14 protein-coding genes are annotated in these 12831 nt (G+C 39.6%); 13 read left to right on the forward strand and 1 reads right to left on the reverse strand.

Going from position 1 to position 12831, the window contains the following annotated elements; all coding sequences use genetic code 11:
- Window positions 1-138: 138 nt before the first annotated feature.
- From KH400_RS14575 to KH400_RS14630, 12 genes are all read left to right on the forward strand, one after another.
- On the forward strand, window positions 139-609 hold the full coding sequence (locus KH400_RS14575; protein ID WP_217225741.1) for a low molecular weight protein-tyrosine-phosphatase: 471 nt from the start codon (window positions 139-141) through the stop codon (window positions 607-609).
- 50 nt (window positions 610-659) lie between these two features.
- On the forward strand, window positions 660-860 hold the full coding sequence (locus KH400_RS14580; RefSeq protein ID WP_217225743.1) for a hypothetical protein: 201 nt from the start codon (window positions 660-662) through the stop codon (window positions 858-860).
- Window positions 861-1135: 275 nt separating this feature from the next.
- Window positions 1136-2983 (forward strand): asparagine synthase (glutamine-hydrolyzing), encoded by a 1848-nt coding sequence (asnB, locus tag KH400_RS14585; protein ID WP_217225745.1) that lies wholly within the window; start codon window positions 1136-1138, stop codon window positions 2981-2983.
- Between the two features lie 491 nt (window positions 2984-3474).
- Window positions 3475-4695, forward strand: coding sequence for a NupC/NupG family nucleoside CNT transporter (locus KH400_RS14590; RefSeq protein WP_217225747.1), 1221 nt, complete (start codon window positions 3475-3477; stop codon window positions 4693-4695).
- Window positions 4696-4791: 96 nt separating this feature from the next.
- Window positions 4792-6096 carry a pyrimidine-nucleoside phosphorylase gene (locus KH400_RS14595; protein WP_217225749.1) on the forward strand — a complete coding sequence of 435 codons (1305 nt, stop codon included), beginning with the start codon at window positions 4792-4794 and terminating at the stop codon, window positions 6094-6096.
- A gap of 178 nt (window positions 6097-6274) precedes the next feature.
- Complete coding sequence (deoC, locus tag KH400_RS14600; protein WP_217225751.1) at window positions 6275-6946, forward strand: deoxyribose-phosphate aldolase; 672 nt, start codon at window positions 6275-6277, stop codon at window positions 6944-6946.
- 29 nt (window positions 6947-6975) lie between these two features.
- On the forward strand, window positions 6976-7137 hold the full coding sequence (locus tag KH400_RS14605) for a XapX domain-containing protein (protein WP_217225753.1): 162 nt from the start codon (window positions 6976-6978) through the stop codon (window positions 7135-7137).
- Between the two features lie 76 nt (window positions 7138-7213).
- Window positions 7214-8395, forward strand: a complete 1182-nt coding sequence (gene deoB, locus KH400_RS14610; protein ID WP_217225754.1) for a phosphopentomutase — start codon at window positions 7214-7216, stop codon at window positions 8393-8395.
- Between the two features lie 83 nt (window positions 8396-8478).
- The gene (locus KH400_RS14615) at window positions 8479-9297 is read left to right on the forward strand and encodes a purine-nucleoside phosphorylase (protein WP_217225756.1); all 819 of its coding nucleotides are present in this window, start codon (window positions 8479-8481) and stop codon (window positions 9295-9297) included.
- 14 nt (window positions 9298-9311) lie between these two features.
- Window positions 9312-9710, forward strand: coding sequence for a cytidine deaminase (locus KH400_RS14620; protein WP_217225758.1), 399 nt, complete (start codon window positions 9312-9314; stop codon window positions 9708-9710).
- 170 nt (window positions 9711-9880) lie between these two features.
- Window positions 9881-10612, forward strand: coding sequence for a GntR family transcriptional regulator (locus tag KH400_RS14625; protein WP_217225760.1), 732 nt, complete (start codon window positions 9881-9883; stop codon window positions 10610-10612).
- Window positions 10613-10775: 163 nt separating this feature from the next.
- Window positions 10776-11603 carry a purine-nucleoside phosphorylase gene (locus KH400_RS14630; protein ID WP_217225762.1) on the forward strand — a complete coding sequence of 276 codons (828 nt, stop codon included), beginning with the start codon at window positions 10776-10778 and terminating at the stop codon, window positions 11601-11603.
- Window positions 11604-11787: 184 nt separating this feature from the next.
- Here KH400_RS14630 and KH400_RS14635 read toward each other — a convergent pair whose 3' ends face one another.
- On the reverse strand, window positions 11788-12327 hold the full coding sequence (locus tag KH400_RS14635) for a PilZ domain-containing protein (RefSeq protein WP_217225764.1): 540 nt from the start codon (window positions 12325-12327) through the stop codon (window positions 11788-11790).
- A gap of 256 nt (window positions 12328-12583) precedes the next feature.
- Between KH400_RS14635 and KH400_RS14640 the strand changes: the two genes are divergently transcribed.
- Window positions 12584-12820 (forward strand): hypothetical protein, encoded by a 237-nt coding sequence (locus tag KH400_RS14640; RefSeq protein ID WP_217225766.1) that lies wholly within the window; start codon window positions 12584-12586, stop codon window positions 12818-12820.
- Window positions 12821-12831 lie beyond the last annotated feature (11 nt).

Raw genomic sequence — 12831 nt, forward strand, 5'->3', positions numbered from 1 at the left:
GTCAATTGGTCATGCTGATCGCTGATGTGCAGACACTTTACACTTAGTCATTATCTAACATATAGATTGCGTAAAAAATAAAGGTAGTATACGATTTATAAGGAATGTGAGGGATGACTGTACATGAGGAGGGACCGTATGGTTCGTGTGTTATTTGTATGTTTAGGAAATATTTGTCGTTCGCCGATGGCCGAGGCTGTTTTTCGAAAACAGGTGGAGGAGGCTGGTCTTAAAGATCAGATCAGTATTGATTCTGCTGGGACAGGTCACTGGCATATTGGTAAGCCACCACATGAAGGGACGCGAAGCCTTTTAGATCGATACGATGTTGACTATGCAGGTTTAAAGGCAAGGCAAGTGAAAGAGGAAGATGTTACGAGGTTTGATTATATCTTGGCGATGGATGCGGACAATTTAAGTCAGCTACATGCCCTTGCTGGTCGACAGACAACAGGAGAGATCGCAAGGCTGCTTGATTTTGTACCTGACAGTAACGTCGCTGATGTACCTGATCCTTACTTTACAGGTAACTTTGATGAAGTATATGAATTAGTAAATGAAGCTTGCTCACGTCTGCTTACCTATATATGTGATCGGGAGCAATTGTAATTAAATGACCCCCATTACGGAAATGCTAAAAGAGAGAGGGGGGCTTAAAGATGGATCCAATTAGAGAGCAAGTTCGACAGCTCAAGGAAGAAGGAGTTAGTTCGGCTGTCATTCACGATGTTCTTGGTACGAAGATGACCTCAGAACAACTCGATGCGGTCCTAGATGACGATAACGATGTATTGACTGATGTTGAAGAAAGTGTTGTGAAATATTCAGTTGATGGGAGAACATGGGTGAAAAATCAGTAAACAATGGAGCGAGAGGTGAGCAATTTGTTTTGCCTCTTGCTTTTTTGTGGTTTTAAAGTAGCAAGAAAGCATCTCCAGAAAAATGAGCTTACTCATCGCCTTAAATGTTGTACTAATGTGAAGGAACAGTCAAAAAGTTGATCGTTGGTCATGCAAATAGTCACACAACTAAGCGATACGCATACGATAAGTTATGGGTAAAACGCCTAATGTTGCAAAACGCTGCAAAGAGCATAATGACAACACGAGAATCGTTTCAAAGGAGTTGAAAATCGATGTGTGGCATTACCGGTTGGATTGATTGGCAGAAAGAGATGACAAGAGAAGAAGCAGAGGTTAAAAAGATGGCTGAAACAATGCTTCGACGTGGACCGGATGATAGCAATGTCTGGAGTTCCAAGCATGCAGCGTTAGGACATACGCGTTTAGTTGTTGTAGATCCAAAAGGCGGCGTTCAACCGATGACGAAAAAACAGGGGGAACGTTCGTATGCCATTGCCTATAATGGTGAGTTATATAATACCGAGGAGCTTAGAAAGGAACTGGCGCAAAGAGGATATACATTTAAAGGACATTCAGATACAGAGGTTTTACTCACCGCGTATATAGAATGGGGGTTCGACTGTTTAGAACGGTTAAATGGCATTTTTGCATTTGCCGTTTGGAATGATTATGATCAAAGTTTGTTTTTAGCACGTGACCGTTTAGGGGTAAAACCGTTATTTTATAGTGTACAGTATGGGAGGTTGTTATTCGGGTCAGAAATCAAGGCTTTGCTAGCTCATCGTGATGTCCACCCTCATGTTGGTCAGGATGGGCTAGCAGAGGTCTTTGGTTTAGGTCCTTCACGTACACCGGCTCATGGCGTGTTTGAAGGAATTGATGAACTGCGACCCGGTCATGCACTCCTGTACGATCGAAATGGCGCAAAAATTACTCGGTATTGGTCACTAAAGAGTGAAGAGCATGAAGAAAATGTTGAGGAAACAGCTGAGTATATTCGTTATTTGTTAGGAGATACAGTCAGGCGTCAATTAATTGCTGATGTTCCGGTAGGGACATTCTTATCAGGGGGGATTGATTCGAGTGCACTAACGGCGTTTGCAGCTGATGTATTTGCACAAGAAGGAAGAGGACCATTAAAAACATACTCGATTGATTACGTTGATAATGAGAAATACTTTAAAGCGAATGATTTCCAGCCTAATGCAGATGGGCCGTGGATCGAAAAGGTTTCAAAAGCGATTGGAACGGACCATACGTCACACGTTATTCAAATGGACGAATTAACCAATACGTTAAAAGAAGCCGTTCATGCCCGGGATTTACCAGGAATGGCTGACATTGATTCCTCACTCTTGTGGTTCTGTAAACAAATTAAAAATGATGTAACAGTTGGGCTATCAGGAGAATGTGCGGATGAAATTTTTGGCGGGTATCCTTGGTTTCATAAGCCTGAAGTGATGTTTGCAGATCGCTTTCCATGGATGCAATCCACACAAGCTCGTGAGCACTTGTTACATGAAAAGTGGCAGAAAAAATTAAAGTTACAGTCGTATGTGTATGACCGTTACCGTGAAACAATCGATGAAACCCCGCGTTTAGAGGGGGAAAGTGCAGAAGAAGCGAGAAGGCGCGAGATTTCTTATCTAAATATTATATGGTTTATGACAACGTTATTGGACCGCAAAGACCGGATGAGTATGGGAGCCAGCTTAGAAGTGCGCGTCCCATTTGCGGATCATCGTCTTGTTGAATATGTGTGGAACATCCCATGGGAAATGAAACAACTAGAAGGTAGGGAAAAAGGGATTTTGCGAAAAGCATTAGAGGGAATCGTTCCAAATGATGTCCTTTATCGTAAGAAAAGTCCGTACCCGAAGACACACAATCCAGCGTATACGAAAGCGGTACAACAGCAAATGTTTTCGATCCTTGATGACCGAAACGCTCCAATTTTAGAATTTATCAATAAAGAGAAACTAACAAAAATGACCGAAACGGGAGGAAAGTCATTTGATGTGCCGTGGTTCGGGCAACTGATGACCGGTCCGCAATTGATTGCACATCTCGTGCAAATCAATACGTGGTTGAAAGATTATCAGGTTGAGGTTAAAGAGTAATGAACGAACATGACCTAGAAAAGTTGATTAGCTTTTCTAGGTCGTGTTCGTTTACCTTATATCACGACTTCAAGAATAGGATAGATACCTTCAAAAGTTATAGAAATGCGTGAATATTAGAAACTCAATACTATTTTTGAATAACTATTTACGAATAAAAATAAAACATATATAATGAAATCGTGGTAAGAGGTCCAACGTCATACCACTGTTGATTTGAAGTTTGAAAGGGATTGAAAAATAGGGGAGAGGGAAGGGATATGATAAACGCTTTTACGATGTGTGATTATTTTAATGTCCAGATGTCGGACATCATACAAGTGGTAAAAATGACCAAATGGTAGAGGAGTAGATCGTTGGTTTTATGTGACTTTATTTATACAAGGATGATAGAGTTTCAAATTATTTTTTTAAACGAAAAGAAAGCGCTTTCTAGTTGATGTGTTTTTGATGAATTTAATTGTTTAAACACCAAGAAAGGATTGAAATCTATGAATATTTTATGGGGACTTTTAGGTATTTTCGTTATCTTTTTAATCGCATTTTTATTTTCTTCAAATCGAAAAGCGATTAATTTGCGAACAATCATCGTAGGGTTAATCATTCAGCTGTCATTTGCATTTATTGTCTTAAAATGGGAAACAGGACAAGCGGCTTTGCAATGGCTGACAATGAGAGTGACAGATATTACGAACTATGCAAATGAAGGCGTAGACTTTTTATTTGGTGGATTATTTGTAGAAGAAGCAAATGTAGGATTTGTCTTTGCATTTCAAGTATTAACAATTATTATCTTTTTCTCTTCTTTAATATCAGTGCTCTATTATATAGGTATCATGCAATGGCTAATTAAATTACTTGGAGGAGCTCTTTCTAAAGCACTTGGGACAAGCAAGGCAGAGTCAATGTCAGCAGCGGCAAATGTCTTTGTTGGACAAACGGAAGCTCCACTCGTTGTACGTCCTTACCTTAACAAAATGACAACTTCTGAGTTGTTTGCCGTAATGACAGGAGGTCTGGCGTCTGTCGCTGGTTCTGTGCTCATTGGTTATTCACTATTAGGAGTACCGTTAGAATATTTACTAGCAGCGAGTTTCATGGCAGCACCAGCTGGTTTAATTATGGCGAAAATGATTATTCCGGAAACAGAGAAATCAAAAACAACAGATGAAATCGAAATCGGAAAAGATACAGAATCAACGAATGTGATTGATGCGGCAGCACGTGGGGCTGGTGTCGGTTTACAATTAGCGCTAAACGTAGGGGCGATGCTCCTCGCTTTTATTGCTCTAATTGCATTAGTTAATGGTATTTTAAGCGGTCTAGGTGGGTGGTTTGGTTATGAAGGCTTAACCCTTGAAACGATTCTTGGTGTCATTTTTGCCCCAATTGCGTTTGCGATCGGTGTACCTTGGACAGAAGCATTAGCAGCTGGTAGCTTTATTGGACAAAAGCTTGTACTAAATGAATTTGTAGCTTATGCAGCATTTGCTCCTGAAATTCCAGAACTGACAGATAAGACAGTTGCAGTTATTAGTTTTGCTCTATGTGGCTTTGCTAATATTAGTTCATTAGCGATTCTATTAGGTGGACTTGGTGGACTTGCTCCAGACCGTCGTGGTGATATTGCTCGTTTAGGATTAAGAGCCATTTTAGCAGGTTCACTTGCATCTTTATTAAGTGCAGCAATTGCGGGAATGATGATCTTTTAAGATATAAGATCCACGTTGTATGTATTTCGATTTATAATGAACCGATAGTGGTTTTGAAACGTTTATTAATAAAACGAATAGAAGAGGTGTTCATTCATGAGAATGGTAGATTTAATTGAAAAAAAACGTAATGGTGCGGAGTTAACAGAGGAAGAAATTAAATTTATCATCGAAGGTTATACAAACGATGACATCCCAGATTATCAACTCTCAGCTTTGGCAATGGCAGTTTATTTTAATGGTATGACACAATCTGAAAGCGCTCATCTAACTATGGCTATGGTAGAATCCGGCGATCAAATTGATTTATCAGCGATCGAAGGAATCAAAGTCGATAAGCACAGTACTGGTGGAGTTGGTGATACAACAACACTTGTACTAGCACCATTAGTAGCAGCGGTTGGTGTACCTGTTGCGAAGATGTCAGGTCGTGGTTTAGGACATACAGGAGGAACGATTGATAAGCTTGAATCAGTTGCAGGATTCAATGTAGAGATTAATAATGATGAGTTTAATCGGTTAGTCAATGACAATAAAGTTGCTGTAGTTGGTCAAACAGGAAATTTAACACCGGCTGATAAAAAGTTATATGCGTTAAGAGATGTTACAGCTACTGTTGATTCAATCCCACTGATAGCAAGTTCTATTATGAGTAAAAAAATTGCCTCTGGTGCTGATGCCATTGTACTTGATGTGAAAACGGGTAGTGGTGCCTTTATGAAAGAGTTAGAGGGAGCGAAGTCACTGGCTAAGGCTATGGTGCAAATTGGAAATGAAGTTGGACGTCAGACAACAGCAGTGATCTCTGATATGAGTCAACCTTTAGGAAGGGCGATTGGGAATTCACTTGAAGTCAAGGAAGCGATTGATACGTTAAAAGGAAAGGGTCCGAGTGACCTTCATGAACTTTGTTTAGTCTTAGGTAGTCACATGGTGTATTTGGCGAAAAAGGCAGAGTCGATAGAGGACGCTCGTATGATGCTAGAGGAAGCAATGAATAATGGTCAAGCACTTGAGACGTTTAAAACGTTCCTTGCCGCACAAGGGGGAGATGCAGCAGTTGTCGATCAACCTGAACAGTTACCAACAGCGACATTTGCGTTCGATGTTAAGGCGAAGGAATCGGGTTATGTGTCAGAAATTGTTGCAGATAAAATCGGAACGGCAGCGATGTTACTTGGAGCAGGTCGAGCAACAAAGGATTCAACGATTGACCTAGCCGTCGGTCTTGTGCTGAATAAAAAGATCGGTGACAAAGTAGAACTGGGTGATTCGCTTGTAACGATTCATAGTAATCAAGAGGATGTCCAAGATGTAATCGATAAAATTTATGAATCGTATTCAATGACAAAAGAGGATGTTGAGTTACTTCCACTGATTTATGATGTCATTAATGAGTAGTAGATTAGAAGGAAAAGAAGGGTCTCTTTGGTGTGTTGGAGAGTCCCTTCCCCTTTTTTAGGAAGAAGAAAAAGGATTTATTTGTTTAACTTTTGTCTTTAATAAAAAGATACTTGTGGTATCATAGAGGTATGATGTCCAACAACCATAAGTGGACAATTAGAAAGGGTGGATAATAATGACAACGAATATTGCAGGAATGATCGATCATACATTATTGAAAGCGGATGCGACAGAACAAGACATTACGAAATTAGCGATAGAGGCAAAGGATTATCAATTCGCTTCCGTTTGCGTAAACCCGAGTTGGGTAAAAACGGCTTATGAGGTTTTAAAAGATACAAATGTGAAAGTATGTACGGTAGTCGGGTTTCCATTAGGAGCATCGTCTTCGGAAGTTAAAGCATTTGAAACAGAACATGCAATTAAAAACGGAGCAACTGAAATTGATATGGTCATCAATATTGGAGCATTAAAAACAAATGATACGACTAAGGTGAAAAATGATATAAAAGCTGTTGTTGATGCTACTCATCATAAGGCATTAGTAAAAGTAATTATTGAAACATGTTTGTTAACAGAAGAAGAAAAAATCAAAGCTTGTCAACTAGCGGTGGAAGCAGGAGTTGATTATGTGAAAACATCAACTGGTTTTTCAACAGGTGGGGCAACGGTAGAGGATGTTCAATTAATGAGAAAAACTGTTGGACCATCTATTGGTGTCAAAGCGTCAGGTGGTGTTCGGAGTGCTGAGGATGTCCAAACGATGATTGAAGCTGGTGCAACAAGAATTGGAGCAAGTTCAGGTGTAGCGATCGTTAATGGACAAACGTCAACTTCACAATATTAATAGAAAGATTCGATAGGAGAGAAAGAGGAATGAAAGAAATACTTTTAAGTGTGTTAGCGGGTCTCATCATTGGGATGGTATTTAAGGTGTTACGACTTCCCTTACCAGCACCACCAGTATTAGCGGGGGTAGTTGCCGTCTTTGGTGTCTATGCAGGGGGAGTAATCGCAAGTTGGTTATTTAAAATTTAATAAGCTATATTTTTTTAATCGTAGTTGTTGGACATCAAACAACATGAAGAGCAAGTGAGCTAGAGGAGGTTATTTTGTGCAAACGTTTAAAAGGGTTTTCTTAATTGTGATGGATTCGGTTGGGATTGGTGAGGCACCTGATGCTGATCAATTTAACGACGTTGGGGCAGATACATTAGGACATATTGCAGCAAAGATGGATGGGTTATCGATGCCCAACATGGTGAAACTTGGGTTGAGTCATATCCGTGAAATCAAGGGGATTGAAAAAGTGGGGCACCCACTTGCGCATTATGGAAAAATGCAAGAAGCATCAAATGGGAAGGATACAATGACGGGGCATTGGGAATTGATGGGGCTTAATATTCAAACGCCGTTTCAAACATTTCCAAACGGGTTTCCAAGCGAGTTGATTGAGCAGATAGAAAGTCGGACTGGAAGAAAGGTGATTGGAAATAAGCCAGCTTCAGGCACGGGCATTCTTGATGAATTAGGGGAGCAACATTGCGAAACTGGAGACCTCATCGTTTATACGTCAGCAGATTCCGTTTTACAAATTGCCGCTCATGAAGAGGTCGTTCCATTGGATGAGTTATATGAGATCTGTACGATAGCTAGAGAACTGACGTTAGATGAAAAGTATATGGTCGGTCGAGTGATTGCACGTCCATTTAAGGGGGAAGCAGGTGCATGGGTTCGGACGACAAATCGCCATGATTATGCGTTGAAGCCATTTGGGAAAACGGTTATGAATACATTGGAAGACGCAGGGTTTAGCTCGATTGCGATTGGGAAAATCTCAGATATTTATGATGGTGAAGGGGTCACAGATACCCTTCGAACAACATCGAATATGGATGGAATGGATAAGTTGCTTCAGTCTATGGAGAAAGATTTTACGGGTTTAAGTTTTTTAAATTTAGTTGATTTTGACGCTCTATATGGACATCGGCGTGATCCGATAGGTTATGGAAAATCACTAGAAGAATATGATGAGCGCTTATCAGAAGTGCTAGGGAAATTACAAGAAGATGACCTCCTGATCATTACGGCAGATCACGGGAATGACCCTACACATCATGGTACCGATCATACCCGTGAATATGTGCCATTGCTAGTCTATCACCGAGGGCAGAAAGCCTCAAATGATTTAGGGGTTAGACAAACATTTGCTGATGTCGGAGCGACAATTGCTGATAACTTCGATGTTGAAATGCCACAGCATGGGGAGAGTTTTTTAACAGCCATTAAAAGGTAAAATTGTACAAGGAACAGAAAAGCTTGTACCAGCCATATCTAGTCATTTTCATTTCAAAAAAATCGTTTAGGGAGGTTATTCATTTGTCTCATTTACATGCAATAACAGAATCAGTACAGTTTATAAAAAATCAAGTAAGTATTTCTCCACAAATCGGCTTAATCCTTGGATCAGGTCTTGGAGAGCTAGCGGACGAAATTCAGAACCCGGTAACAATTAGCTATGCAGATATCCCTCATTTTCCAGTATCAACAGTGGAAGGCCATGCAGGGCAGTTAGTGATTGGAGAATTACATGGTAAACAAGTGGTAGCGATGCAAGGGCGTTTTCATTTTTATGAAGGTTACTCGATGCAGGAAGTCACATATCCTGTACGTGTTATGAAGCAGTTAGGTGTGGAGACGATGATTGTGACAAATGCATGTGGGGGAATGAACCCAACGTTTAACCCAGGTGACTTAATGATTATTGAAGATCATTTAAACATGACCGGAGCAAACCCGCTTATTGGACCAAATGAACAAGAGTTGGGGCCACGTTTCCCTGATATGAGTGCGGCATATACGCCAGCATATGTATCGTTAGTAGAAGAAACAGCTAAGAAATTAAATATTCCTGTTCAAAAAGGGGTTTACGCTGGGATTACCGGGCCAACATATATGACTCCTGCGGAACTTAAGATGTTACGTGCTATTGGAGGGGATGCAGTTGGGATGTCAACGGTTCCTGAAGTGATCGTAGCAAGTCATATGAGCATGAAGGTTATCGGTATTTCTTGCATTACAGATATGGCGATTGGTGAAGAGTTAGAGCCACTTACCCATGATGAAGTCGTAGAAGTAGCTAATCGTACGAAGCCTCGATTTATTTCTTTAGTTAAAGAGGTCGTATCATCACTTTAATGGAGGGATTATATATGGATCAAACAAGTTTAGTTCAAGAAGCAATTAAAGCGAGAGAGAAGGCCTATGTACCTTATTCAACGTTTAAAGTTGGAGCAGCACTCCTTACAAAACAAGGAGAGGTATACCATGGATGTAATGTAGAGAACGCTGCATACGGACTATGCAATTGTGCAGAGCGTTCAGCATTATTTAGCGCTTACTCCACAGGTGACCGAGAGTTTTCAATGATTGCAGTTGTTGCTGATACTGAGCGTCCAGTACCTCCATGTGGTGCATGCCGACAGGTGATAGCTGAGCTGTGCAGACCTGAAATGAAAGTCGTTCTTGCTAACCTAAATGGAGATGTAAAAGAAATGGATGTACAAGATCTTTTACCAGGTGCTTTCTCTTCTGAGGATTTAACGAGATAGCAACGATGGCTACACTGATAGAAATGAAGGGGTTACCTAAAATGAGTGGAATAACCTTTTAAAGGGTGTGTAACCCACCGGTAGTAAGGCTAAATGAACTTGATTGTTAATGGTTTAAACTATAAAATGATAAGTTGTAAGACAATTTAGCTATCGTTGGAGGAATAGTCATGTCATTAGGTGGGCTACAAAGGTCTAGATATCTTTTAATCATAGACAAAATTAAACAAGATATTGAAAGTGGCTACTTACAGCCAGGTGAAAAATTACCTTCTGAAAATAAATTAGCAAAAAAATTGGGTGTTAGTCGCACAACCTTGAGAGAAGCGCTTCGTATCCTTGAAGAAGAAGGAGTTGTTGTACGAAGACATGGCATTGGAACATTTATTAATAAAAAGCCTGTTTTTTATAACGGAATTGAAGAATTAACGAGTATAACTGAAATGATTGAAAAGGAAGGTAAGGTAGCGGGAAATCGGATTCTTTTCTCTGATTTTGTCACTCCAATCGCGCAAGATAAAGACGTGTTAAATCTTAAAGACGATGAGTTGGTGTTTTTAGTTAAGAGAGTTCGAACAGCTGATGGGAGTCCGGTGATTTATTGTATCGACAAAATCCCGGCTCATATTGTTCCGGATGATGCTATTCAAGATAATGAATCGATTTTTGATTTTCTTGAAAAAGAAGGAGATGTCACGATCAATTACGCGACTGCCGTCATTGAGACAATTGGTTATCACGAAGAAATTTCTAAGATTTTAGATTGTGATCAAGAGTCTCCGTTACTTATATTAAAGCAAACACACTTTGATATGAATGATCAACCCGTATTGTACTCTATTAATTTTTTTAGAGCAGACCAATTTAGTTTTAGTGTGTTTAGAAAGCGTGTAAATTTTTAATCGTTAGGTCAACATAATAGGGTAGCGTATTTAGTTTGCGATGTTAGGTACAATCGCGAGGATCGTTGACGGTGTTCGATATATTGTATCTAAGTGGTCGTTATTTTTACTTTTTAGTGGTATGACATCCTACCTATAATATTCCAGTTTAAAGGAGATTAAAATGCTAAAAGAAAAAGTAAATGAAGCGGTAAAATATATTAGCGAAAGGATCTCAACAAAACCTCAGATTGGTTTAATTCTTGGTTCAGGCTTGGGCGTATTGGCTGATGAAATCGAGGAACCTGTTAAGGTTGCATATCAAGACATCCCAGGTTTCCCTGTTTCAACAGTGGAAGGCCATGCGGGCCAATTGGTCTATGGTTCATTACAAGGGGTACCGGTCATTGCGATGCAAGGTAGATTTCACTTTTATGAGGGTTACCCTATTGATATGGTAACTCTTCCAGTGCGTGTGATGAAGGAGTTAGGCATTGAAACAATGATCGTAACGAATGCTGCTGGTGGGGTAAATCAAAACCTAAAGCCTGGTGACCTTATGCTAATTACTGATCATATTAATAATACAGGTCAAAACCCTCTAATTGGGCCGAATGACTCTGAAGTTGGTGTTCGTTTTCCAGATATGTCTACGGCATATGATCAAGACCTTCGAGTCGTAGCGAAGAAAGCAGCAGAAAAGTTAGGCCTTACACTAAAAGATGGCGTATATGTTTGGAATTCAGGCCCTTCATATGAAACACCGGCTGAGGTCAAGATGATTCGCTATTTAGGTGGAGATGCCGTCGGAATGTCGACTGTCCCAGAAGTTATCGTTGCTAGACATGCTGGAATTAACGTATTAGGAGTATCTTGTATTTCAAACATGGCGGCGGGGATTTTAGATCAACCATTAAGTCACACTGAAGTTATTGAAACAACAGAATATGCAAGAGAGAACTTTTTGAGCTTTATTAGAGAAGTGATTTTCTCATTAAATAGAAACAAATAAGAATGGATGTAGGCACTGCTACTAAGAGGCAGTGTCTATTTTTTGGTTAAACGGTTTATCATGACAAGAAGTCTAATCAATTCATATACAGGAGTATGTTTGGTCAGAAAAATCATGTAGTTTTGGAAAGTAGCCAATAAGTAACATCGTCCTTTTAGGTTCTGTAGAGTTCTTTCGTACTGGTTTATTCAAGCTTAGCTTTTTTATGTTTCTCTACTGCAATATGGTTGAGGAGATTGTTGAGCCGAGCTCGGTCGTTATGTGTAATGATGAACTCGATGCCATAGTTAAAAACATTTGTTTTATAGTCGGTTAGTGTTTCTTTTCTTATGATTCGTCCGTTTAAAGTGAAATGGACACCACGGAGATGAAAGTCGAGGTTAACTAACATACTCTCTTTGATCGGTACATCAAGATCACAGTAGATTTTTGCACCACCTGCGCTTAAATCAAGGATTTTAACCTTTGCTTTTTTGTTCTCTAAACGTTTAAAGGCACCTTGGTTCATTTGTTTAAAGGTTAGAATGACATCGTCAAGGTCAAGTTTTAATCGGAAATGCTTTCTTTGGTTATTTGAAGGAGCTGTCAATTGTTGCAATTGCTTGGAGAGTTTTTTAATTTCTTTGTTTTTTCGAGAAATGATGATTTGGGCGTATAGATAGGCGGTAAAACAGACTATTAAGCTACCAACCGTAATGATAAGGATAAAATCATTGCTTGCCATTGTAAGCCCTCCTGTAGATTGAATATGATGCTATGTAACTTGTCTTTAGAAGGGTATTACATCATATGCGACTGAGAAAGAAATATATACACATTAATTATCTAAGTCATCCAATTGGTATAGGGGGCAGAATGAGTATAGAGCATTTCTATAGGACAAGGTGTAAAATAAAAATCAATGTGTTGCAAAATCAAGAAGGTTCATTAGACAATGGGTGGTGAATATAGTAGTAGAAAAGGGGATACAGGAGTGAAAAATGGAAAAGAAATGGGTAAGGATTCAAGGCGATGGTCACACGTTTTATTGGATAAATGGGCGAAAAGGTTTTTTGTATCAAAGCAATGTCGACCCGACAGTTTGGAAGTGGCGAAATAATATTGTTTATGCCATTAACAAACAAGCAGCGGTTGAATTGTTGCGTACACTCAATGTAAAGCCTCAAAACGTCTTAACATTGTATACGTTAATGATTTTAGTGAACTTAGATGAATAAGCCATGATCTA

Source organism: Desertibacillus haloalkaliphilus (genome assembly GCF_019039105.1).
GTDB lineage: Bacteria > Bacillota > Bacilli > Bacillales > KJ1-10-99 > Desertibacillus > Desertibacillus haloalkaliphilus.